21 protein-coding genes are annotated in these 23,258 nt (G+C 65.8%); 6 read left to right on the plus strand and 15 right to left on the minus strand.

Annotation, left to right across the window (positions count from 1 at the left end):
• Positions 1 to 281 precede the first annotated feature (281 nt).
• Together HV786_RS25545 and HV786_RS25550 are read right to left on the minus strand one after the other, a co-directional pair.
• Positions 282 to 1,652 carry a sigma-54-dependent transcriptional regulator gene (locus HV786_RS25545; RefSeq protein ID WP_128828387.1) on the minus strand — a complete coding sequence of 457 codons (1,371 nt, stop codon included), beginning with the start codon at positions 1,650 to 1,652 and terminating at the stop codon, positions 282 to 284.
• 50 nt (positions 1,653 to 1,702) lie between these two features.
• On the minus strand, positions 1,703 to 3,637 hold the full coding sequence (locus HV786_RS25550) for a sensor histidine kinase (RefSeq protein WP_252870075.1): 1,935 nt from the start codon (positions 3,635 to 3,637) through the stop codon (positions 1,703 to 1,705).
• Between the two features lie 294 nt (positions 3,638 to 3,931).
• On the opposite strand from HV786_RS25550, the gene HV786_RS25555 reads away from it, so the two are divergent.
• Positions 3,932 to 5,272, plus strand: coding sequence for a dicarboxylate/amino acid:cation symporter (locus tag HV786_RS25555; RefSeq protein WP_128827910.1), 1,341 nt, complete (start codon positions 3,932 to 3,934; stop codon positions 5,270 to 5,272).
• A gap of 133 nt (positions 5,273 to 5,405) precedes the next feature.
• Here the strand turns inward: HV786_RS25555 and HV786_RS25560 are convergent, their stop codons facing one another.
• From HV786_RS25560 to HV786_RS25590, 7 genes are all read right to left on the minus strand, one after another.
• Positions 5,406 to 6,032: a Maf family protein gene (locus tag HV786_RS25560; protein WP_175212010.1), complete on the minus strand. Its 627-nt coding sequence runs from the start codon at positions 6,030 to 6,032 to the stop codon at positions 5,406 to 5,408.
• Between the two features lie 31 nt (positions 6,033 to 6,063).
• Positions 6,064 to 6,534 (minus strand): 23S rRNA (pseudouridine(1915)-N(3))-methyltransferase RlmH, encoded by a 471-nt coding sequence (gene rlmH / locus HV786_RS25565; protein ID WP_128827912.1) that lies wholly within the window; start codon positions 6,532 to 6,534, stop codon positions 6,064 to 6,066.
• Positions 6,535 to 6,541: 7 nt separating this feature from the next.
• On the minus strand, positions 6,542 to 6,952 hold the full coding sequence (rsfS, locus tag HV786_RS25570) for a ribosome silencing factor (RefSeq protein ID WP_056315579.1): 411 nt from the start codon (positions 6,950 to 6,952) through the stop codon (positions 6,542 to 6,544).
• Between the two features lie 64 nt (positions 6,953 to 7,016).
• Complete coding sequence (gene nadD / locus HV786_RS25575; RefSeq protein WP_128827913.1) at positions 7,017 to 7,604, minus strand: nicotinate (nicotinamide) nucleotide adenylyltransferase; 588 nt, start codon at positions 7,602 to 7,604, stop codon at positions 7,017 to 7,019.
• Entirely contained in the window at positions 7,601 to 8,512 is a 912-nt protein-coding gene (gene hemF, locus HV786_RS25580) for an oxygen-dependent coproporphyrinogen oxidase (RefSeq protein ID WP_128827914.1), read from the minus strand. Before hemF ends, nadD begins: the two co-directional genes overlap by 4 nt.
• Positions 8,513 to 8,524: 12 nt before the next feature.
• Positions 8,525 to 9,832 (minus strand): phosphoribosylamine--glycine ligase, encoded by a 1,308-nt coding sequence (gene purD, locus HV786_RS25585; RefSeq protein ID WP_175212011.1) that lies wholly within the window; start codon positions 9,830 to 9,832, stop codon positions 8,525 to 8,527.
• A 63-nt stretch (positions 9,833 to 9,895) separates the two neighbouring features.
• The gene (locus tag HV786_RS25590) at positions 9,896 to 10,627 is read right to left on the minus strand and encodes a YebC/PmpR family DNA-binding transcriptional regulator (RefSeq protein ID WP_063956957.1); all 732 of its coding nucleotides are present in this window, start codon (positions 10,625 to 10,627) and stop codon (positions 9,896 to 9,898) included.
• Between the two features lie 159 nt (positions 10,628 to 10,786).
• Here HV786_RS25590 and HV786_RS25595 point away from each other — a divergent pair, with 159 nt between their 5' ends.
• From HV786_RS25595 to HV786_RS25605, 3 genes are all read left to right on the plus strand, one after another.
• Positions 10,787 to 12,325 carry a helicase HerA-like C-terminal domain-containing protein gene (locus HV786_RS25595; protein ID WP_175212012.1) on the plus strand — a complete coding sequence of 513 codons (1,539 nt, stop codon included), beginning with the start codon at positions 10,787 to 10,789 and terminating at the stop codon, positions 12,323 to 12,325.
• A 131-nt stretch (positions 12,326 to 12,456) separates the two neighbouring features.
• Positions 12,457 to 13,524, plus strand: coding sequence for a tartrate dehydrogenase (locus tag HV786_RS25600; protein ID WP_056315592.1), 1,068 nt, complete (start codon positions 12,457 to 12,459; stop codon positions 13,522 to 13,524).
• A gap of 33 nt (positions 13,525 to 13,557) precedes the next feature.
• Positions 13,558 to 14,517 carry a hypothetical protein gene (locus HV786_RS25605; protein WP_128827916.1) on the plus strand — a complete coding sequence of 320 codons (960 nt, stop codon included), beginning with the start codon at positions 13,558 to 13,560 and terminating at the stop codon, positions 14,515 to 14,517.
• Positions 14,518 to 14,580: 63 nt separating this feature from the next.
• Here HV786_RS25605 and HV786_RS25610 read toward each other — a convergent pair whose 3' ends face one another.
• From HV786_RS25610 to HV786_RS25630, 5 genes are all read right to left on the minus strand, one after another.
• Positions 14,581 to 16,194: a DHA2 family efflux MFS transporter permease subunit gene (locus tag HV786_RS25610; RefSeq protein ID WP_254599519.1), complete on the minus strand. Its 1,614-nt coding sequence runs from the start codon at positions 16,192 to 16,194 to the stop codon at positions 14,581 to 14,583.
• The gene (locus HV786_RS25615; protein WP_175212013.1) at positions 16,191 to 17,384 is read right to left on the minus strand and encodes an HlyD/EmrA/EmrK family protein; all 1,194 of its coding nucleotides are present in this window, start codon (positions 17,382 to 17,384) and stop codon (positions 16,191 to 16,193) included. The genes HV786_RS25610 and HV786_RS25615 overlap by 4 nt, the downstream gene beginning before the upstream one ends.
• Positions 17,385 to 17,405: 21 nt before the next feature.
• Entirely contained in the window at positions 17,406 to 18,821 is a 1,416-nt protein-coding gene (locus tag HV786_RS25620) for an efflux transporter outer membrane subunit (protein ID WP_175212014.1), read from the minus strand.
• Positions 18,822 to 18,915: 94 nt separating this feature from the next.
• Positions 18,916 to 19,440 carry a MarR family winged helix-turn-helix transcriptional regulator gene (locus HV786_RS25625; RefSeq protein WP_128827918.1) on the minus strand — a complete coding sequence of 175 codons (525 nt, stop codon included), beginning with the start codon at positions 19,438 to 19,440 and terminating at the stop codon, positions 18,916 to 18,918.
• Between the two features lie 31 nt (positions 19,441 to 19,471).
• The gene (locus HV786_RS25630) at positions 19,472 to 20,359 is read right to left on the minus strand and encodes a DMT family transporter (RefSeq protein WP_128828390.1); all 888 of its coding nucleotides are present in this window, start codon (positions 20,357 to 20,359) and stop codon (positions 19,472 to 19,474) included.
• Positions 20,360 to 20,428: 69 nt separating this feature from the next.
• On the opposite strand from HV786_RS25630, the gene HV786_RS25635 reads away from it, so the two are divergent.
• Together HV786_RS25635 and HV786_RS25640 are read left to right on the plus strand one after the other, a co-directional pair.
• Entirely contained in the window at positions 20,429 to 21,406 is a 978-nt protein-coding gene (locus HV786_RS25635; protein ID WP_128827919.1) for a DMT family transporter, read from the plus strand.
• A 50-nt stretch (positions 21,407 to 21,456) separates the two neighbouring features.
• Positions 21,457 to 22,446 carry a quinone oxidoreductase family protein gene (locus tag HV786_RS25640; RefSeq protein ID WP_128827920.1) on the plus strand — a complete coding sequence of 330 codons (990 nt, stop codon included), beginning with the start codon at positions 21,457 to 21,459 and terminating at the stop codon, positions 22,444 to 22,446.
• Positions 22,447 to 22,555: 109 nt separating this feature from the next.
• On the opposite strand, the gene HV786_RS25645 is transcribed toward HV786_RS25640, so the two are convergent.
• Positions 22,556 to 23,230, minus strand: a complete 675-nt coding sequence (locus tag HV786_RS25645) for an epoxyqueuosine reductase QueH (RefSeq protein ID WP_128827921.1) — start codon at positions 23,228 to 23,230, stop codon at positions 22,556 to 22,558.
• Positions 23,231 to 23,258: the final 28 nt, after the last annotated feature.

Here is a 23,258-nt window from a genome sequence, read left to right on the forward strand (position 1 = left end):
CTTTGCGCCGATGATAGTGGACGGACGTCTGTGAAAGTAGGTCATCGTCAGGCTTTTATTGCTCAAAACCCCGCAGGTATCCCCTGCGGGGTTTTGTCTTTGTGGCGTCGGGATTACTGTAGCGATTCCAGTATTGAAAATGCGGTATTGGGAATGCGGTATCGGGAAAGTAATTAAAAACCCCCTCGCGGCTGGCGCCGCGAGGGGGTTTTGTTTTTGGTGTCGTAAAGGGATCTGTGCGCGGCGCGGGTCTTGAAGGTGATTGCGGTGTGGGGCTTGCGCTAGACGGCGCCGCGAGGCGCGGCCACGTATTCCTGGCGGTCGATGCCGTGGCGCTGGAGTTTGTCGTAGAACGTTTTGCGGGGTATGCCTAGGGTGTCGAGCGTGGCTTTGATGTCGCCGCGGTGTGCGGCGAGGGCATCGCGGATGATCTGTGCCTCGTAGTTTTCCATGCGTTCTGGAAGGCTGAGCGAGCCGGCGGGCGCCGGAGCCGTATCAGGTGCCGGGCCATTGAGGACGCCCAGGACGAAGCGTTCTGCGAAGTGCGCGAGTTCACGCACATTGCCGGGCCAGTCGTGCGTCATGAGGTGCTGACGGATCGAGGCAGGCATGTCGGGGATGTCGCGATGAAAGCGGCGCGCGGCGTGGCCGAGATAGTGTGCGAAGAGCAACGGGATGTCTTCACGGCGCTCGCGCAGCGGGGGCAGGCGGATCGTGACGACGTTTAGGCGATAGAACAGGTCCTCGCGGAACTTGGCTCGGATGGCGGGGCTGCCCAGGTCTTCTTTGGTCGCGGCGACCACGCGCAGGTCGAGATTGCGGACTTCGTTGCTGCCAAGGGGGGTGATCTGGCGGGATTCGAGCACGCGCAGCAGCTTGACCTGGACGGCGAGCGGCATGCTTTCGATCTCGTCAAGGAACAAGGTGCCGCCGCTGGCGTGTTCGATGCGGCCGATGCGTTTTTTTTGTGCACCGGTGAAAGCGCCGGGCTCGTGGCCGAAGAGTTCGCTTTCGATGACGCTTTCTGGCAAGGCGCCGCAGTTGATGGCGACGAGCGCCCGGTGCCTGCGGCGGCTGAGGCGGTGCAGGGCTGTGGCGACGACTTCCTTGCCGGTGCCGGTTTCACCTTCGACGAGCACGTCGACGTCGGCGTCCGCGATATGGCGCAAGGTTTGCTTGATGCGCTGCATGGCGGGGGTGGTGCCGATGAACGGCACGTCGTCGGCCTCGACGTTGAAAGCGGCTTCGCGGAGACGGCGGTTTTCGAGGACCAGCCGCCGCTTTTCGGCGGCGTGGCTGATGGCGGCGACCAGGCGGTCGGCGGGGTAGGGCTTGGACAGGAAGTCATACGCGCCTTCGCGCATGCACTGAACGGCTGTGGCGATGTCGCCATGGCCGGTGATCAGGATGACCGGGATATCGGCATCAATGTGGCGCAGCCGCTGGAAGAGTTCAAGTCCGTCCATGTCCGGCATGCGGATGTCGGTGACCACCACCCCATCAAAGTTGCGGTCCAACGCCGGCAACGCGGCGCGGGCACTGCCGTGGGCCGCCACCGAGATGCCGTGCAGCTTCAGGGTTTGGAGCGCGGCGCGGCGCAGTTCGTCGTCGTCGTCGATGAAGACGGCGTGAGGGGCCACTGGCCGCTGCATGGGGTCGTCGGTGACGATCGTGGCGGGGAGCTGGAGATCAGGGGCGCGCGTCATGTTGAGTGCTCGGTGCGGTGGGTCTGGTCCGGCGCCTTGCGCAGGGTCAGGATGAACACGGCGCCGCTGCCGGGCGCATGAGGGGACGACAAGCTGGCGTCGCCTGCGCGCGCGGCGCGCAGTTCGCCGCCGAACTCGGCGACGATGTCGCGGCTGATGACAAGGCCCAGGCCCAGGCCATCTGGTTTGGTCGTGTGAAACGGGGTGAACAAGCGGGCGCGGGCCTCGTCGGAGAGTCCGGGACCGTTGTCGTGAACCTGTAGCTGAACAGATTCGCCCAGGTCTTGCAGGGCGATGACTATCCGGCCGTTTTCCGTGCCTTCGAGGGCCTCGAGCCCGTTCTGCAGAAGATTGACCAGCACCTGTTCAAGCCTGACCCGGTTCGCCTGGACGCGGCAGTTGTGGTTGCGGGGCGGGCTTTGCAGCGTGACGCCCTGGCGCCGGGCACGCGGGCCGACGAGCAGGATTGCGCCTTCGAGCGCCTCCATCAGATCCGTCGGGCCGACAGTCGCACCTGCCTTGCGCGAAAAGGCGCGTAGCTCTCCGGTGATGTGGCCGATGCGATCGGTCAATGCCGCGATGGTGCCGAGGTTTTCCCGGACGGCGCCTTCGTCGTGGCGCCGCAGAAATTCGGTGGCGTTGTCTGCGTAGGCGCGTATGGCGGCGACGGGTTGGTTGACTTCGTGCGCGACGCCGGCGGCCACCTGGCCCAGCAATGCCAGTTTGCTGGCCTGCACCAGTTCGTCCTTCATGGTGTGAAGCTGCGTTTCGGCGCGTTGGCGCTCGTCCATTTCGCCGACTAGCTTGGCGTTCACGTCGCGCAGCTGCGCGGTGCGCTCGTCGACCAATGCCGCGAGCTGTTGCTGGACGGCTGCTTGCTGCTCGGCCCGCTCCTGGTTGCGGTGGCGGCGGTACAGCACCACGCCGATCAGCGCCGCGATCACGCATTGGGTGAGCAATGCCCCGAGTTGGGCGTTGGCGCTGGCCTGGTTCATGGCCGCCTGGACGGGGGACAACTGGTGAAGTGTCCAGCCGGGCGATTCGGTGACCGGCAGGGTGGTGTGCAGCAACGGCGTGCCAGCGGCGGCACGGGGCAAGGCGTCGTCGGTGCGGACGAGCTGCCCGCTGCTGGCGGCTTGCAGGCGCGGCGTGACAGGCAGCGGCTGAAACTTGGCGTCGCCAAACTGCAGGCTGGTGCGCAGCGTTTGCGTCAGCGCGGGCGGCAGCGGCGACAGGACTCTGAAACGCCAATCTGGAATATTGCCGAGCAGCACCACGCCGTGCTCGTCGGTGACGAAGATGACGGCGTTGGCCTGACGCCAGTCGGCTTCGAGATCCCGGAAGTCGACCTTCAGGACCACCACGCCCAGCATCGCGCCCTGCGCGTCGTCGACCCGACGCGACAGATACAGTCCGGCTTCGTGACTGACCGTGCCGAGGGCGAAATGTTCGGCGGCGCCGTGCGCGACCGACCCTTGAAAATAAGGGCGGAATTCGTAGCCGATTCCGACGAAGGTGGCGGGCTCGCGCCAGTTGCTGGCGGCGATGGCCAGACCTTTCTTGTCCAGGACGTAGATGGCGGAAGCGCCGACGCCGCGGCTCAGGGATTCGAGTTTTTCGTCCAGGGCCTCGATCTGTCTGGCGCTGGCGCCTTGCAGTGCGGCGCGCAAGTCGACGTCCTGGGTCAGCACGAAGGGCAGTGCGCGGAATTTGTCGAGGTTGTTGCGCAACAGGGCGGCATTGATCTGGCCCGTGCTGCGCGCCTGGATGGCGGCCTCGCGAAGCGCGGCCTCACGCGCCCACTGCGTTGCCGCGTGCAGCGTGAACGAGACCACGGCGACAACCAGTAGCGTCAGGGCGACGCGCCACGGCCAGGCCAACCTGCGCGGTCCAGCGGGCGGGGAAAGGGGGGAGGAAGTAGAGCCAGTCATGGTGTGCGGTTTTCCGCACATTTTAGCGGGTTTCTGTGCGGAGTTTCGCCGCTTTAGGTGACCGAATATTCCGGTTGCGATTTCAAAAGATATTTATTTTCAATGGCTTATGTGCGGCGATGACGCCTGCCCCCACCTGGCATGGGTCTTGCATATACACCGGCAAGCCGCGCGACGCATCTCCCGCGGTGAAATCGGCTGGCGGCAGGATCGCATGGCCATAAAAGAGATAACGCCCCGACGTCGCACGCGCCACGCTGCGCGGAGCAAGGGGCCCTGGTGGGGACAATCCCAATGATCGAAGTGGATCACAGCGCGCCCGCGCGCAAGCTCAAGTTCTATCAAATCCTGTATGTGCAGGTGATTTTCGCCATCGTGGTGGGTGTCTTGCTTGGCGCGTTCAAGCCGGAACTGGGCCAGCAGATGCAGCCGCTGGGCGATGCGTTCATCAAGCTGGTGAAGATGATCATCGCGCCGGTCATCTTCCTGACCGTGGCCACGGGCATCGCGGCAATGAGCGACCTGAAGAAGGTCGGGCGCGTGGCCGGCAAGGCCATGCTGTATTTCCTGGTGTTCTCGACGCTGGCGCTGATCGTCGGCATGGTGGTCAGCCATATCGTGCAGCCCGGCGCCGGCATGCACATCGATCCGTCGACGCTCGATCAGAAAGCTGTGTCCGGCTATGTGGCGAAGGCGCATGACTCGACCATCACCGGCTTTCTGATGAACGTGATTCCCACGACCATCTTCAGCCCGTTCGTCGGTGGAGACATCCTGCAGGTGCTGTTCGTGGCGGTGCTGTTCGGCATTTCGCTGGCCATCGTGGGCGAGCGCGGCAAGCCGATCCTGAACTTCATGACGGCGTTGGCGCAGCCCATCTTCAAGATGGTGGCGATCCTGATGAAGGCCGCACCGATCGGCGCCTTTGGCGCGATGGCGTTCACCATCGGCAAGTACGGCATCAAGTCGGTCGTGAACCTGGCGATGCTGGTGGGCACGTTCTACGCCACGTCGGTGCTGTTCGTCGTGGTCGTGCTGGGCTTGGTTGCCCGCTACAACGGCTTCTCGATCCTCAAGCTGGTCCGCTACATTCGCGAAGAACTGCTGCTGGTGCTGGGCACGAGTTCGTCGGAAGCGGCGCTGCCCACGCTGATGCAGAAGATGGAGCGCGCCGGCTGTTCGAAGTCGGTCGTCGGCCTGGTGGTGCCCACCGGCTATTCGTTCAACCTGGACGGCACCAACATCTACATGACGATGGCGGCGCTGTTCATTGCGCAGGCCTGCGACATTCCGCTTTCGCTGGGCGACCAGATCCTGCTGCTGCTGGTGGCGATGCTCAGCTCCAAGGGTGCGGCTGGCGTGACCGGTGCGGGCTTCATCACGCTGGCGGCGACGCTGTCGGTGGTGCCGTCGGTGCCGGTTGCCGGCATGGCGCTGATCCTGGGCGTGGACCGCTTCATGTCGGAATGCCGCGCCCTGACCAACCTGGTGGGTAATGCCACCGCCACCGTGGTCGTCGCACGCTGGGAAGGCGAGCTGGACCAGGAGCAGTTGCATGCCGCGCTGGACAGCGCCGGCACGCCCGCCGCGCCGCAGCCCCAGGTCGCCATTGGCGAGCCTGCGCGGCAAAGCTGATCGCCCGGGCGCGCTGTGCGGATTTCCGCCAACGCGCCCCTGCCTGATCCGCGCGCGGCAGTGCGCAGAGTCAAAAAGAAATCCCCCGATGCCTCGCGGCACGGGGGATTTTTCTTGGGGATGCGGGCGGAGATCAGGTCACCTGGATGCCCGCCTCCCGCAGCAGGTTGGCCGTTTCGAAGAGGGGCAGACCCATGACGCCGGTGTAGCTGCCGGCGATATGCGAGACGAAGGTGCCGGCAAGGCCCTGAATGCCATAGGCGCCTGCCTTGCCGAAGGGCTCGCCGCTGTCGCAATAACGGCCGATTTCGTCCTCTTGCAAGGCGCGCATGCGGACCTGGGTGATGGAGAACGCTTCGAGCAGGCGGTCGCCGCTCCAGACCGCCACCGCCGTATGAACCTCGTGCGCGGCGCCGGACAGCGCGCGCAGGATGCGGATGGCGTCGTCGCGGTCGGCGGGTTTGCCCAGCACCTCGCCCGCCAGGATGACGGTCGTATCGGCCGCGAGCAGCGGCAGCACGGGCAGCGCTTGCGCGCGCACCCAATCGCGGCCGCGCAAGGCCTTGTCACGGGCGGTGCGCTGTACGTAGTCGGCGGCGCTTTCGCCGGGGTGTTGCGGCTCGTCCTCGCCGGGCGGGGCGGGCACGCGCAGGACTTCGTGCGCCAAGCCAATTTGCGTCAGCAACTCGCGACGGCGCGGGCTGGCGGAGGCGAGATACAGGCGCGGGGACGAACTGGGGGAGTGGGCGGTGTCGGTCATGCGGAGCAGGCCAGGCGCCGCGAGGCGGCGGTCAGGCGCGGTGATAGGGGTGGTTGGTCATGATGGCCCAGGCGCGGTAGAGCTGTTCGGCCAGAACCACACGCACCATGGGGTGCGGCAGCGTGAGGGAAGACAGACGCAACTGCCCGCTGGCGGATGCCTTGAGCGTAGGATCCAGCCCGTCTGGGCCGCCCACGAGAAACGCGACATCCTGTCCCCCGGCGCGCCATTGTTCCAGCTTTTGCGACAGCGCCATCGTGGTGAGGTCGCGGCCGCGTTCGTCAAGGGCCAGTCGCAGCGCATTGGCGGGCAGGGCCGCCTCGATGCGTTTGGCTTCGGCCGCCATCATCTGGGCAGGCGTCTTGCCAGTGGTGCGGGGCTCGGGCTTGATTTCGCGCAGCTCCAGCGCGCAGTCGGCCGGCAGGCGTTTGGCGTAGTCGTCCCAGGCGGTCTGCACCCAGTCCGGCATCCGCGTGCCCACCGCCACGACGATCAGCTTCACGGCGCGTTCAGTCTTCGTTGTCGTCGTAACCGTTGCCGCTGTCGCTGGCGACAGGAGCGGGACGGGTCGATTCGGGAAGGAGCTTCACGCGCACCGGCTTGCCGCCCCAGATTTCTTCGAGGTTGTAGTACTGGCGGATGGCCGGCTGCATGATGTGCACGACGACATCGCCCAGGTCGACGACGACCCATTCGCCGGTGTCTTCGCCTTCGATGGTGATGCCGGTGAGCGACATGGCGCGGCCGCGATCGGCGACGCTGGACGCGAGCGCGCGCGTCTGGCGGTTGGAGGTGGCGCTTGCAATCACGACGCGATCGAACAGGCTGGTCAGATGCGTGGTGTTGAAGACCTTGATGTCTTGCGCCTTGACGTCTTCGAGGGCGTCGATGACGGCGCGTTGGAGTTTCTGTATATCCATAGCTGCAAATATAACCCGCGCTGTGGCAACGGCGGCTTGCCGGTGGCGCCGGGCGGGAAGGGGTTTATCGGTAGAGTTTGTGCGCCGCAATATAAGCGGCGACGGATGCATCGAGCAGCCCGTCGGTGGATTCGCCTTGCGACAGGCGCCGGCGGATCTCGGAAGCGGATACCGGCATGGGCGGAAACGGCAGTTCCTGCAGGACGCGACCCTGTTCGCGCAGCCACTGCGCCAGTTCCGGCGGTGCGCTGAGGGCTGTGCCGGGGCGGGTGGCCACGGCCAGGTCGACCAGGCTGGCGATGTCGCGCCAATTGCGCCAGGTGCAGAAGTTGGCAAGCTGATCGGCGCCCAGCAGCCACACGTAGCGCGCATCCTGCGGCAGCGAGCGCAGCGTGTCGATGGTATAGGTGGCGCCGCCCCGCTCGATTTCGATTGGGTTGACCGCCAGCCCGGGATGGCCGGCGATGGCCAGGTCCAGCATGGCGCGGCGTTGTTCTCCCGTGGCGTTCAGCGCGGCGCGCTGCCAGGGATTGGCGGCGGGAATGAGCTGCACCTGGGCCAGCCCGAGCGACTGCAAGGCGTTCTGGGCCAGCGCGATATGCGCGACGTGGACGGGGTCGAAGCTGCCGCCCAAGAGGCCGATGCGTTTCAAACCCAGTCCCGCGGCTTGAGGTAGTCGGCCAGTTCGGCCTCGGGCGTGCCGGGCTGCGGCTGCCAGTCGTAGCGCCACTGCGCGATGGGCGGCATGGACAGCAGGATCGATTCGGTGCGGCCGCCCGATTGCAGGCCAAACAGCGTGCCGCGGTCAAAGACCAGGTTGAATTCGACGTAACGGCCCCGGCGGTAGGCCTGGAAATCGCGTTCGCGCTCGGTGTAGGCGATGCCGCGGCGCTTGTCGACGATGGGCAGGTAGCTGTCCAGAAAGGCGTCGCCGACCGATCGGGTCAGTGCGAAGGACGCGTCGAACCCGGGGGCGTTCAGGTCGTCGAAGAAGACGCCGCCGATGCCGCGGGTTTCGTTGCGGTGCTTGAGGAAGAAATATTCGTCGCACCAGCGCTTGTAGCGTGGGTAGTAATCGGGGCCGTGGGGCGCCAGCGCGTCCCGGCATACCGTGTGGAAATGGCGCGCGTCTTCTTCGAACGGATAGTACGGGGTGAGGTCGATGCCGCCGCCGAACCAGAAGACGTCGGCCTCGTCATGGCCGGGCCGCGCCGCCGCGACGAACATGCGCACGTTCATGTGCGTGGTGGGCACGTACGGATTGCGCGGATGCAGCACCATGGACACGCCCATGGCTTCCCACGAGCGGCCCGCGAGCTCCGGGCGATGCGCGCTGGCGGACGGCGGCAGCTTGGAGCCCTTGACGTGGCTGAACAACACGCCGGCGCGCTCGAAGAGTTGGCCCCCCTCGAGCAGGCGCGACAGCCCGCCGCCGCCCTCCGGCCGCACCCATTCGTCGGCGCGGAAGGGGCCGCCTTCGGCCGTTTCCAGCGCGCCCACGATGCGGGCTTGCAGGCCGGTGAGGTAATCCCGGACGGCGGAGACGGGCAGAGCGGTCATGGGCGGTTCCGGTTATGCGTTGGACTTGGGCTTTTGCTGCGAGGGCTTGAGCGCGCGCCAGCCGATGTCGGAGCGGTACTGGCGGCCATCGAAGTGGATCCGGTCGATGGCTTCGTAGACGCGATCGCGCGCCATCTTGACGGAGTCGCCCAGCGCCGTGACGCACAGCACGCGGCCGCCGGTGGTCTTGATGTCTTCGCCGTCGAGCTGGGTCGCGGCGTGAAAGACCATGCAGTCTTCGGCGTCGGCGGGCAGGCCGCGGATGACGTCGCCGGTGCGCGGCGTGTTGGGGTAATTGTGGGCGGCCAGCACGGCGCCCAGGGCGGTGCGGCGGTCCCAGACGATGTCGGCCTGGTCGAGCGTGCCTTCGACGGCGTGCTCGAGCGCGTCGAGCAGGTCGCTTTTGACGCGCATCATGATGGGCTGGGTTTCGGGGTCGCCCATGCGGCAGTTGAATTCCAGCGTCTTGATTTCGCGGTCGGGATCGTCGCCCGGGGCGATCATCAGGCCGGCGTACAGGAAGCCCGTGTACGGAATGCCGTCACGCGTCATGCCCTGCACGGTCGGCAGGATGATTTCGCGCATGATGCGATGGTGCAGTTCGGGGGTGACGATGGGCGCGGGCGAGTAGGCGCCCATGCCGCCCGTGTTGGGACCGCGGTCGCCGTCCTGCAGGCGCTTGTGGTCCTGGCTGGTGGCCAGGGCGAGCACGTTGCGGCCGTCGCACATGACGATGAAGCTGGCTTCTTCGCCAACCAGGCATTCCTCGATGACGACGCGCGCGCCGGCTTCGCCCATGGAGCCGTCGCCCAGCATGGCGTCGACGGCGGCGTGCGCTTCTTCGAGGGTGGCGGCAACCACGACGCCCTTGCCGGCGGCCAGGCCGTCGGCCTTGATGACGATGGGCGCGCCTTCCTGGTCGATGTAGGCGTGGGCCTTGGCCGGGTCGGTGAAGGTTTCGTAGCGCGCAGTCGGGATGTTGTGCCGGACCATGAAGGCCTTGGCGTAATCCTTGGAGCTTTCAAGCTGCGCGGCAGCCTTGGTGGGGCCGAAGATCTTCAGGCCACGGGCGCGGAAGACGTCGACCACGCCGGCGGCCAGCGGCGCCTCGGGGCCGACGACCGTCAGGGCGATGCCCTCGCGCTGGACGAAGTCGGCCAGTTCCTCGGCATTGGTGAGCGGGATGTTCTCCATCTGCTCGGCCCGTTGCGTGCCGCCGTTGCCCGGAGCGACGTACACCTTGTGTACGCGCGGGGAGCGGGCCAGCCGCCAGGCGAGGGCATGTTCGCGGCCGCCCGAGCCAATAACCAGGAGTTTCATGTTGCGTGAGTCTGAAGAGGCGCGCAGGCGGGCGGAGCCGCCGGCGCGCCAGGAAAGGGAGATTTACTGCGCTTCGTCGAAAACGACGGTCGTATAGACTTCCTGCACGTCGTCCAGGCTTTCCAGGGCGTCGAGCAGTTTCTGCATCTTGACGGCGTCGTCGCCGGCCAGTTCGGTTTCGTTCAGGGCTTTCATGACGATGCCGTCGACTTCGGCCTTCAGGCCGGCGTCGTCGAAGGCCTTGCGCACGGCCGCGTAGTCGGACGGGGCGCAGACGACTTCGATCACGCCTTCTTCGTCGGTGGTGACGTCTTCGGCGCCGGCCTCAAGCGCGGCTTCCATGACCTTGTCTTCGGGGGTGCCGGGGGCGAACACGAATTGGCCGCAGTGCTTGAACATGAAGGCGACGGAGCCTTCCTGGCCGAGGTTGCCGCCGTTCTTGGAGAACGCGTGGCGGACTTCGGCGACGGTGCGGGTGCGGTTGTCGGTCATGCAGTCGACGATGACCGCCGCGCCGCCGATGCCGTAGCCTTCATAGCGGACTTCTTCGTAGGCCTCGCCGTCGGCGCCGCCGGCGCCGCGCTGGATGGCGCGCTGGATGTTGTCCTTGGGCATGTTGGCGTCGGTGGCCTTGTCCCAGGCCATGCGCAAACGGGGGTTGCTGTCCGGGTCGGGGCCGCCGGCGCGCGCCGCCACGGTGATTTCACGAATGATCTTGGTCCAGAGCTTTCCGCGCTTGGCGTCTTGGCGCCCTTTGCGGTGCTGAATATTGGCCCATTTGCTGTGTCCGGCCATGGCTTCCCAGGAAAATGTGTCTGCAAAGACGGCATTTTACCGTGCCGGCGGCCCTCCCGTCCGGCAAGAGGGCCGCTTGTGTCCATATAGCCACGCGCACAAGCCGCGCGGCAGGCTCTACACTTGGGCATCCATTTGATCCCTGGTCCGGAGCCGCTCATGCCCACCCCCCTTGTCATCGCCAAGAACGCGCAGACCGAGTTGGCGCTGCTGCCGGCGCTGGCCAACCGCCACGGATGCATCACCGGCGCCACGGGCACGGGCAAGACCGTCACCCTGCAGGTGCTGGCCGAGTCCTTTTCCCGGATCGGCACGCCGGTCTTCATGGCGGACGTGAAAGGCGATCTGACCGGTATTTCGCAGGCCGGCGTGCCCAGCCCCAAGCTGCAGGAACGCCTGAAGAACCTGGGCCTGGCGGAACCCGCCTGGGGCGCCAGCCCCGTCGCGCTGTGGGACGTCTTTGGCGAGCAGGGGCTGCCCGTGCGGGCGACCATCACCGACATGGGGCCGTTGCTGCTGTCGCGCATCCTGGAATTGAACGACACGCAGGAAGGCGTCCTGACCCTGGTTTTCAAGGTGGCGGACGACGAAGGGCAACTGCTGCTGGACCTGAAGGACTTGCGGGCGATGCTGCAGAACGTGGCCGACCGGGCCGGCGAGCTCAAGACCCGCTACGGCAATGTGTCCGCGGCCAGTGTCGGCGCCATCCAGCGCGGCCTGCTGGCGCTGGAATCCCAGGGCGCGGAGAAGTTCTTTGGCGAGCCGATGCTGGACGTGGCCGACCTGATGCGCGTGGACGCGCAGGGCCGCGGCATCGTCAACGTGCTGGCGGCCGACAAGCTGATGCAGGCGCCGCGCCTGTACGCCATCTTCCTCTTGTGGCTGCTGGCCGACCTCTACGAAAAGTTGCCCGAAGTGGGCGACATGGATCAGCCCAAGCTCGTCTTCTTTTTCGACGAGGCGCATCTGCTGTTCAACGATGCCCCGCAGGCGCTCCTGATGAAGATCGAGCAGGTCGTGCGCCTGGTCCGCTCCAAGGGGGTGGGCGTTTATTTCGTGACGCAGAATCCGCTGGATATCCCCGATACCGTGCTGGGGCAGTTGGGCAATCGCGTCCAGCATGCCTTGCGGGCGTTCACGCCGCGCGACCAGAAAGCCGTCAAGACCGCTGCGCAGACCATGCGCCCTAATCCGGGCCTGGATATCGAAGCCGCCATCACGGAGCTGGGCGTGGGCGAGGCGCTGGTGTCGCTGCTGGATGCCAAGGGGCGGCCGATGCCGACCGAGCGAGCGTACATCGTGCCGCCGGGCAGCCGTATCGGACCGGCCACAGACGCCGAGCGGCAGGCGCTGCGCCAAGGCAACCCCCTGGCGTCCAAGTATGAAAAGGCGGTCGACCGGGAGTCGGCCTATGAAATCCTGGCGGGCCGCGCGGCGGTTCCGGCCGAGCCGGGCGCCGCCCAGGACGCGCCGGCCCGTGCGGGGCAGCCGGCCCCCAAGACGGGCGAGCCGCCTGCCGCCGAGAGCGGCGGGCTGATGGACAGCCTGAAGGACGTGCTGTTCGGATCGACCGGACCGCGCGGCGGCAAGCGCGACGGCGTGGTGCAGACCATCGCCAAAAGCTCGGCCCGGTCCATCGCGCGGGAACTGACGCGGGGCATCCTGGGATCGTTGCTGGGATCGAAGGGCCGGCGCTGAGCCGCATGGACGCTGATCGTCCCATGCCGCCGTCCATTCCCGCCACCCATTTGGGGGCGGGGTATTTGTGTTGCGCACATTTATGCCTAAGATTGCGGGCGGTGTATCAATGAAAACCAAAGGAAGACACGGTGGCTAAGAAACACAAAATTGCAGTGCTCCCAGGAGACGGAATCGGCAAGGAGGTCGTGCCGGAAGGTTTGAAGGTGCTGGATGCCGTGGCGGCGCGGTTCGGAATCGACTTCCAGTGGGACCATTTCGATTGGAGCTGCGATTACTACGCCAAGCACGGCAAGATGATGCCGGATGACTGGAAGGACCAGATCGGCCAGCATGAGGCCATTTTCTTCGGCTCGATCGGCTGGCCCGCCACGGTGCCCGATCACGAGGCGCTGTGGGGCTCGCTGTTCAAGTTCCGCCGTGAATTCGATCAGTACATCAATCTGCGTCCGGTCCGTCTGATGCCCGGCGTGCCTTCGCCGCTGGCCGATCGCAAGCCTGGCGAGATCGATTTCTTCATCGTGCGCGAGAACACGGAAGGCGAATACTCCAATAGCGGCGGCCGCCTGTTCGAGGGCACCGACCGCGAAGTGGTGATCCAGGAAAGCGTCTTCACGCGCATCGGCGCCGAGCGCGTGCTGAAGTTCGCATTCGAGCTGGCGCAAAAGCGCGGCAAGCACCTGACAGCCGCCACCAAGTCCAACGGTATTTCCATCTCGATGCCCTGGTGGGACGAGCGCGTTGCCGACATGGCCGGGAACTATCCCGATGTGCGCTGGGACAAATACCACATCGACATCCTGTGCGCGCACTTCGTGCAGCATCCGGACTGGTTCGATGTGGTGGTGGCTTCCAACCTGTTCGGCGATATCCTGTCCGACCTGGGGCCGGCTTGCACGGGCACCATCGGCATTGCGCCGTCGGCGAACCTGAATCCGGAACGGAAATTTCCGTCGCTCTTCGAACCGGTGCATGGCTCTGCGCCGGACATTTATGGCAAGGGCATCGCCAACCCCATCGGACAGATCTGGAGCGGGGCATTGATGCTGGATTTCTTGGGGTATCCCGACGCGTCGGCCGCCGTGGTCAAGGCAATCGAAACCGTGCTGGCCGATGGCCCGCGGACGCGGGATATGAAAGGCAATGCTTCGACAGCCGAGGTCGGCGACGCAATTGCTTCGCTGGTCCGGGGCGGTTAAGTGCAGTTGCGGGCAGGCCTGTCTGGTTAGTAGATGAACGACTCGATTTTTTCTCCTCCCTCCGATCACGTGGGCGGCGGGCGGGCCGACCGGTTTGTCCGCAAGCTTTTCCGCATGCTGCGTTCGCGCACGCAGCGGCACAATCAGCACCTGTGGCCATTCGTGCGGATCTGGCGGGACAAGGATGGCGCAATCAGCGCCTATCGTGCTTTCGGCCGTTCATTGCGCATCACTCCCTTGTCGCAGGGCTACGACCCTGCCGACAAGGTGGTGCATCTGATCCTGAGCGGCCCTTCGATCTCCGAGATCCCGTATGACCGCATGGATATCGGCGTGGCGATGGGCGTCAATGGCTCCATCGCGCTGTCGCGCAAGTTCGACCTGCAGTTCAAGTATTACTGCATCATCGACCAGAACTTCGTGCGGGACCGCATTGAGCTGGTGCGCGACATCGTCGGGCGCGACCTGACGCTGTATGTGTTTCCCGAGGTTCTGCGCTACATCATGCAGGGCATTCCGCAGGAGCAAATCCGCTGCCGCATCTGCATCATCGAGCTGATCTCCCGGCGCGCCTACGAGCGCAGCGTTGCGCCAGCGGTGCTCAAGCGCATTGCCGCCGCCTCACCTGATGTTGAACTGCTGGACGCCAAACAGGGGCTGGGCTACAGCTTCGATGCGTCTCTGGGCGTGTTTGATGCCGATACCGTGGCCTATGCGGCTCTGCAGGTCCTGATGTCCGGCGGCGCGCGCGAAGTCTACGTGCATGGGCTGGACCTGACCGTGCAGGGCGGATTGCGTTTCTACGATGAAGGTGGCAAGCCGCAGACCAGCCGGCTGACGCGCAACTTTCCGAAGTTCATCGAGCCGTCATTCCGCTTTGCGTCGCCGCTGTGGCGCGAGCGCGGGGTGTCCGTGTTCAATCTGTCTCCGGTCAGCGCGCTGTCGGCCGACATCATCGAACGCAAGGACTGGCAAACGCTGCTCAGGGACTGAGCCGCATGGATCAATTGAAAAAGGCGCCGCGAGGCGCCTTTTCATTGGGGCATGCCGCGCGGATCAGTGCGCGCCCGCCGCCGCCTCCGCCGCGCCGCCGCCACCCGCCTTGGACGACCGCGGCCGCGCAAACCACACCAGGCCCGTCAGCAGCAGGAAGATGATCGCCGACGCATAGAACACGTCCGTCGCCGACATGGTGAAGGCCTGCGCGTTGATCATCCCGTCCACCATCGTGAGCGCCTGCTGGTGCGAGACGCCCAGGCCGTTCTGCAAGGTGTTCATGGTCTGGTCGAACGCCTGTTGGCCGGGTTTGGCGATTTCGGTCAGCTGCGCGTGGTGCATGGTCGCTCGGTTTTCCCACAACGTCGTGGAGATCGACGTGCCGAACGCGCCCGCCGTCAGCCGCAGGAAGTTCGACAGGCCCGACGCGGCCGGGATGCGCCAGGGCTCGATGCTCGAGAGGGTGATCGACGTGAGCGGCACGAAGAACGCCGCCATCGCCGCACCCTGGATGATCGTCGGGATCATCAGCGTGCGCACGTCCGTTTGGGTATTGAACCCGGAGCGCATGAAGCAGACCAGCGCAAAGATCAGGAAGGCGACCGTGACGAGTTGCCGCGGATCGCGCGTGGCCAGCATCTTGCCCACGATGGGCGTCAGCAGGATCGCCAGGAGCCCCACGGGGGCGGTGACAAGGCCCGCGTAGGTTGCCGTGTAGCCCATATTGCTTTGCAGCCACAGCGGCAGCAGCACGACGTTGCCGAAGAAGACGCCATAGGCCACCGCCAGCGTCAGTGCGCCAACCGTGAAGTTGCGGACCTTGAACAGGCGCAGGTCCACGACGGGGTGCGCGTCGGTGAGCTCCCAGATCAGGAAGAAGACGAAGGCCACGAAGGCGATCGCCGCCAGCGCGATGATGGTGGGGCTGGCGAACCAGTCCAGCTCCTTGCCCTTGTCCAGCATGATCTGCAGCGCGCCCACCCAGACCACGAGCAGGACGAGGCCCAGCTTGTCGATGGGCAGCTTGCGCGTGACCGATTCCCGGTTGCCGTAGATGCGCCAGCTGATCCATGCGGCCAACAGGCCCACCGGCACGTTGATGTAAAAGATCCAGGGCCAGGTGTAGTTGTCTGAAATCCAGCCGCCCAGAAGGGGGCCTGCCACCGGCGCCACCAGTGTGGTCATGGACCAGACCGCCAGCGCCATGCCCGCCTTGGACTTCGGAAAGCTGGCCAGCATCAGCGTCTGCGACAGCGGGATCATCGGGCCGGCCACGGCGCCTTGCAACACGCGGAAGGCGATCAGCGCCTCAAGCGAAGGCGAGAAGCCGCACAACCAGGAGGCCAGCACGAAGAGCAGCGTGGAGATCAGGAACAGGCGCACCTGGCCGAAGCGCTGCGTGAGCCAGCCGGTAAGCGGAACTGTGATGGCGTTGGCCACCGCGAACGACGTGATCACCCAGGTGCCCTGGCTGGTGCTTACGCCCAGGTCGCCCGAGATGGTGGGGATGGAGACGTTCGCGATCGACGTGTCCAGCACGTTCATGAAGACCGCGGTCGACAGGGCGATGGACCCGATGATGCGGGTCGCGCCTTCCAGAGGCGGATGGGTGCCCGGCGGGCGGGCGGCGTCGGGGGGCGCGCCGGCGCCCGCGGGCTGGGCGGCTGTGCTCATGATGCGATGTTGGCGGCGATGATCTTCGCGATCATCGCATCGACTTCATTGTGGGCGGGTTCGAAGGCGCGGGTCGACCAAGCCGGTTCCTTGCGCGCCACTTGCGTGAGCGGGGCGCCGTCGTCCTTGCCCACGTCGACTTCCACGTCCATCGACAAGCCCACGCGAAGCGGATGCTGCTTCAGGTCTTCGGGGTCCAGCGTGATCCGCACGGGGACGCGCTGCACCACCTTGATCCAGTTGCCTGTGGCGTTTTGGGCGGGAAGCAGGGCGAAGGCGCTGCCCGTGCCGGCATCCAGGCCGGCGACGGTGCCGTGGTAGGTGACCGAGCTGCCGTACAGATCGGCCACCATCTTGACCGGCTGGCCGATGCGCATCTTGCGCAACTGGCCTTCCTTGAAGTTGGCCTCGACCCAGACCTGGTCCAGCGGCACCACGGTCATCAGCGCGGCGCCGGGGGCAACGCGCTGGCCGACCTGCGCGCTGCGGCGCGCGATCACGCCGCCCACGGGGGCGGGCAGCACGGTGCGCGACTGGGCAAGCCACGCATTGCGCAGCTCGGCGGCCGCCTGGCGCACGTCGGGGTGGTCCGCCACCGTGGTGCCTTGCGTCAGGGCCTGGTTGGTCGCCAGCTTGGCCTGCGCGGCGGCCAGCGCCGCCTTGGCTTGCGCGACGCCGGACTGGGCCGACTTGAGCGCGACCTCGGCGTGCAGGATTTCCTCGCCGCTGACGCCGCCCGACTTGGCGAGCTGCTGGCGGCGCTTGACGTCGCTTTGGGCGCGGGTCAGCTCGGCCTGGGCGCGCAGGATGTCGGCATTGCGCAGGTCGACGTCGGCCGCCAGCGCATCGTTCTGCACGTAGTAGGTCTGCACCTGGCGCACGGTCTGCGCCAGCTTGGCTTGCGCCTGCTGCAGGGCCACGTCGGTGTCGGCGGGATCGAGGCGGACCAGCGGCTGGCCGGCAGTGACGGTTTCGGTATCGTCGGCTTCGATGGCGACCACGGTGCCGGGCACTTGCGGCGTGATCTGCACCAGGTTGCCGTGCACGTAGGCGTCGTCGGTGTTTTCGAAGTGCGCGCCGAACAACGCCCACCAGATGCCGTAGGCGATCGCGATGACGATGAAGGCTCCGGTCGCGAGCAGCAGCAGGCGTTTACGGGCGGGATGGGTTGTGGGGGTGGCAGCGTTCATGACGTCTGAATCCGGGATCGTTCAATGAATGGAGTTCGGGGCCGGCTCGGCCGGGGCCGCGTAGCCGCCGCCCAGGGCGGTGGCCAGGTTGGCGTCGAGCTGATAGGCGCGGATGCGCAGGTCCGTGTCAAGGCGCGCCTGCGTCAGCACGCCGGTCTGGGCGATCAGCACGGAGATGTAGTTGCCCATGCCCGCCTTGTAGCGGTCGACGGCGAGCGCGTAGGCGGCCTCGATGGCCTCGCGCGCCTGGCGTTGCTGGGCTCTTTCCTGATCCAGCAGGCGCAGGCCGTCCAGTGCGTCGGCGACCTGGTGCGCGGCGTCCAGCACGGTCTGGTTGTAATCCGACACCGCCAGGTCCGCGTCGGCACGGCGGCCCGCCAGATTGGCGTTGAGTTCGCCGCCGTGGAAGATGGGCAGCGTGATAGCCGGACCGATGCCGGCCATGCGGGCGTCGGCGCCCAGCAGGTTGCCGGTGCCAATGGCCTGGAAGCCGACGAAGGCGACCAGGTTCACGTTGGGGTAGAACTCGGCCTTGGCCGCGTCGATGGTGTGCCGCGCCGCCTCGGCGCGCCAGCGGGCGGCCGTGACGTCGGGACGATGCCCCAGCAGGTCGAGCGGAACGCTGGCCGGCACGGCGCCTGCCGGCGCGGTCAGCGTCACCTGAACCAGATCCTGTCCGCGCTGCGGGCCGGCCCCGGCCAGCGCGGCGACCTGATTACGCAGTTGGGCGATCGTCGTGTCGGTCTGGGTCAGTTCGACCTTGCCGGAGGCCAGCGACGATTCCGCCTGCTTGACCTCGACCTGGGTGTCCAGGCCCGCGGAGTAGCGGCCCTGCGTCAGCGACAGCACTTCGGCGCGCTGCGCGATCACCCGGTTCAGCACGTCGCGCTGCGCGAAGGCGTTCTGCAGGTTCAGGTACGCGCGCACGGTAGCGCTGGCGAGCAAGTTGCGAGCGGCCTGCGCATCGGCGCTGGCGGCTTCCTGCTGCGACACCGCGGACTGCAGGCGTGAGCGATTCTTGCCCCAGAAGTCCAGTTCATAGCTGAAATCCAGCGCCAGGCGGTTGTCGCTGACGACCGAGCCGCCCAGCGGCGCGGGGTAGATGTAGTCCTTGGACAGGTGTTCGCGATTGAGCGTGTAGCCGGCGTCGACGCGCGGCAGCAGCGGGGCGCGCGCCATGCCGACGGCGGCGTTGGCCTTGGCCAGGCGCGCCTGCGCGGCGCTCATCGACGGACTGTTTGCCAGCGCTTCGGTCATCAGCGCATTGAGCTGCGAATCGCCGTAGCGTTCCCACCACTGCGCGGCGGGCCATTCGGTGGCCTGCCCGGTCAGCCCGAGTTTGGCGGCGTCAAGCTCGGCGACGGGCTTTGGCGCCGGCTCCATCAGCGCGCAACCGGTGAGGGCGAGCACCAATGCGATAGATAAAAGGCGTTTCATCCTGACTGTTAGCTGAAAGTAATTGATTGATCTGTATTTGCCTAGGCAACGATTATGCCAAATAAAAACCCCGGCTCGCGCGCGGGGTATGGCGTCAGCGCTCGGGGGCGGCGCCGGAGGCGGACCCGTTGGCGATCATCCGGCGCATGAAGTGCATGAGCTGGGTAACTTCGTCGGTGGAGAAGCCGCGCAGGTGGTGGTTCAGCGCACGGGCGATGTTGGCGGGGATGAGGCGGGCCTTGGCCTCGCCCAGTTCGGTCAGTTCGATCTTGACCACCCGGCGGTCTTCCTGGCTGCGGTTACGGCGCAGGAGGCCCTTGGCTTCCAGGCGATCCAGCGCGCGGGTCATGGCGCCGGTGTCCATGTCGTTCAGGCGGGCCAGTTCGGCGGGCGTGTCGGCGCGGCCCAGGAATACCATGGCCAGGGGACGCCATTGCATCGCGGTGAGATCGAGCGGCGCCATCTCCTGGTCTAGCATCCGGGTCAGGGAGTGATAGACCAGCTTGATGAGGTAGCCCGCGTTGTCTTCCGCCATGCACCGCGTGTCGTTGCGGTAATGGATGGGATCGTCGGATGGCTCGGAGGATACGGGCGAGGGCTGGGAGGGCGCGTCAGTCATGCGCCGAATTTTACTGCCTAGTCAGTTATTGTCAAGGCTGTATTTTCGTGGCCTGGTCAGAGGCCGGCGCCTGCTTGCGCAGTCCCGACCACACGATCGCGGCCACGATCAGCGCGGCGCCGGCCAGCATGCGCGGAGTGGGCTGCTGGCTGAAAAGCATCCAGGCGAATGCAATGGCGTAGACCGGTTCCAGGGCGATGACAAGCCCCGCGCTTCGGGCGTTCAGGCGGGTCAGGCTGGACACGAACAGGTAATGGGACAGCCCGGTGCAGAAAACGCCCAAGAGGGCCAGCCAGAACCAGTCCAGCGCGGGCACGGCGGGCAACTGGCCGACCGCGAACGGCACCATCACCAATGCGACCACCACGTTTTGCCAGCAGGCCACCTGCATCGGGTCCATGCCGGAGGCCGAGCGTCGGTTGCTCAAGGCGAGCAGGGCAAAGGTCAGGCCGGACAGAATGCCCCACGCCAGCCCGATGGTGCCTTGGTCGGCAAGGTCGAACGACGGCGTGACGAGCACCAGGCCGGCGGTCACCAGGCCCAGCAGCAGCCATTCGGCCAGGCGGACGCGTTCGCGGAAGAGGAGTCCTTCGAACAGCGTGATGAACGCGGGAAAGCTGGCAAAGCCGAGCGTCGCGATGGCGATGCCGCCCACCTTCACGGAAATGAAGAAAGTGACCCAGTGCGCCGCGAGCAGCGCGCCGGCGATCACCAGCACGAACAACTGGGCCGGGGTGAGCACGCCCAGGAGCGGTTTGCGGCGCATCCGCGCGAAGATGCCCAGCGACACGACCGCGAACGCCGCCCGTCCCAACGTGATGACCGCGGCGCTGGCCTGGATCAGTTCGCCGAACACGCCGGTCAGGCCGAATAGCACGGCGGCAAGATGGATATAGGTGAGCGCGCGGTGTCGGGTCATGCTGCGAAAGAAGCGGATTGCATCAGAGAAGGCGTGCAATTATTTTTGCGGTGAATTTAAAATCATCGCATGAATCGTATTGCCAAGCTTACGGCGCTCCCGCTGGCGTCCAGCCGCGCTGCCGGGATCGCCATGGCGGTGCTTGGCGCGATCCTCTTTTCCGCCAAGGCCATCGTCGTCAAGTTCACCTACCGCTACGGTATCGACGCGGTCACGCTGATCGCGTTTCGCATGCTGTTCGCGATGCCGTTCTTCGCGGTGGTGGCGTGGCGCCAGTCGCGCCGCGCGGCGCGGGGCGAGATCGTGACGATGACCGCGAAGGAACGCCTGCAGGTGTGCGTGCTGGGCCTGCTGGGTTATTACCTGTCCAGCTTCCTGGACTTCCTGGGGCTGCGTTACATCACCGCCAGCCTCGAACGCCTGATCCTGTTCCTGTCTCCCTCGCTCGTCGTGCTGCTGTCGGCCCTTTGGTTCAAACGCCCGATCGAGCGCCGGCAATGGCTGGCCATGGTGCTGTCCTACGCGGGCGTGGTGCTGGTGTTCGCGCACGATCTGTCCTTCGGCGGGGGCAGCGAGGTGCTGTTAGGGTCTTTGTTCGTTTTTGGCTCGGCCGCAAGCTATTCTGTGTACCTCATCTGTTCCGGGGAACTGATCAAGCGGATTGGCCCGACGCGGCTGGTGGCCTATGCCATGCTCGTGTCGTGCGTGGCCTGCATCATCCAGTTCTTCGTCGTGCATCCGCCGTCGATGCTGATCCAGCCCGCCGCGGTCTACGGTTACTCGATCATTCACGCCACCCTGAATACGGTGGTGCCGGTGTTCATGCTGATGTGGGCGGTCTCACTGATCGGGGCGCCTACCGCGTCGCTGCTGGGCATGGTGGGGCCGGTGTCGGTGCTGTTTCTGGCGTCGTGGTTCCTGGACGAGCCCATCACCGTGTGGCAGATGGGCGGAACCGTCCTGGTGCTGGCGGGGGTGTTTGCGTTGATGGGCGGCGGCGCCGCCCGCGCGCCCGCCGCACAGGACGGCAGGCAATCCCCCCGGTGAAGTCTGCATTTTTGGTCAATTCGCGTTATTTCCAATGAAAGGAGGCCAGCATGGCCAGCAATCTCGTCAAGGCAATTCGTATCGAGCAGCACGGTGGTCCCGAAGTCCTGAAGCTGGTCGAGGTGGAAGTGCCGCCGCCGGCCGCCAACGAAGTCACGATCGAGCAGCACGCCGCCGGCCTGAATTTCATCGATATCTATTTCCGCACGGGCTTGTATCCCCATCCGCTGCCGCATGGCCTGGGTTTTGAAGGCGCGGGCGTGGTCACCGCCGTGGGCGCCGACGTCAAGCATCTGAAGAAGGGCGACCGTGTCGCCTACGGCCAGAGCCCCATTGGTGCGTACGCCAAGGCCCGCAATGTGCCGGCCCTGCAGGTCGTCAAGGTGCCCAAGGGCATCGGCTTTGACGAAGCGGCCGCGCTGATGCTCAAGGGCCTGACGGTGCAGTACCTGTTCCGCCAGACCTACCGCCTGCAAGGTGGCGAAACCATCCTGTTCCATGCCGCAGCCGGCGGCGTCGGGCTGATCGCTTGCCAATGGGCCAAGGCCCTGGGCGTCAAGCTCATCGGCACGGTGTCGAGCCCCGAAAAGGCGGAACTGGCTCGCGAGAACGGCGCCTGGGAAACCATCGACTATTCGCGCGAAAACGTGGTCGAACGCGTGCTGGAACTGACGGGCGGCAAGAAGGTGCCGGTCGTGTATGACGGCGTGGGCAAGGACACGTGGGAAACCTCGCTGGACTGCATCGAGCCGCGCGGCCTGATGGTCAGCTTTGGCAACGCGTCCGGTCCCGTGGCAGGCGTGAACCTGGCCGTGCTGAACCAGAAGGGCAGCCTGTACGTGACGCGCCCCTCGCTGGGCATCCACGTGAACACGCTGGAGAAGCTGCAGTCGGCCTCTGAAGAGCTGTTCGACCTGGTGCTGAAAAAGAAGATCAAGGTCCGCATCGACCAGCGTTTCGCGCTGGAGCAGGCGGGCGAAGCGCAGACGGCGCTGGCTTCGCGCAAGACGACGGGCGCGACGGTGCTGACGCTGGACTGATTGCCGTACTGATCGCACCACAAAGCAAGGCGGCGCCCCGTGGGGCGCCGCGACAGGCCTGGAGGACGCGCGATGCGCGGTCTTCCAGGCTTTTTTTATCAGCCGCCGATCAGAGCTTTTCCTCGTTGATGAGGTCTTCCTTGCCGTAGAACTTCACGCCGATGTGGATGCGCTCGCGGCCTTGCGAGCGGCGGTGGCGGTTGGTATCGCGCAGCGAATAGACGCAGCCGCAGTATTCCTGCTGGTAGAAGTTCTCGCGCTTGCTGATTTCGATCATGCGGGCCGAACCGCCGCCCTTGCGCCAGTTGTAGGTCCAGTAGATCAGATCGTCGTAACGCGCGGCGGCGCGTTCGCCGCAACCGTTGATCTGGTTCATGTCCTTCCACCGCGAAATGCCGAGCGAACTGGTGATGGTGTCAAAGCCATGCTCGTGGGCGTAGAGGGCGGTGCGTTCGAAGCGCATGTCAAAGCACGCCGTGCAGCGCTCGCCGCGCTCGGGGGCGTCTTCCATGCCCTTGACGCGCTCGAACCAGTTGTCCATGTCGTAGTCGGCGTCGATGAATTCGATGCCGTGTTGCTCCGCGAAGCGGATGTTCTCCTGCTTGCGGATTTCGTACTCTTTGACCGGATGGATGTTCGGGTTGTAGAAGTAGATCGCGTAATCGATCCCGGAGGCCGTCATGGCCTCCATGACCTCGCCGGAACAGGGCGCGCAGCACGAATGCATCAGCACCTTGCTGCGGCCGGCGGGCAGGTCGAGTTTGGGGCGGACGAGTTCAGACATGGCGGTGGGGCAAAAGCGGAAAAACCCT

This window comes from Achromobacter mucicolens (genome assembly GCF_902859725.1).
In the GTDB taxonomy this organism is placed as follows: domain Bacteria; phylum Pseudomonadota; class Gammaproteobacteria; order Burkholderiales; family Burkholderiaceae_B; genus Achromobacter; species Achromobacter mucicolens.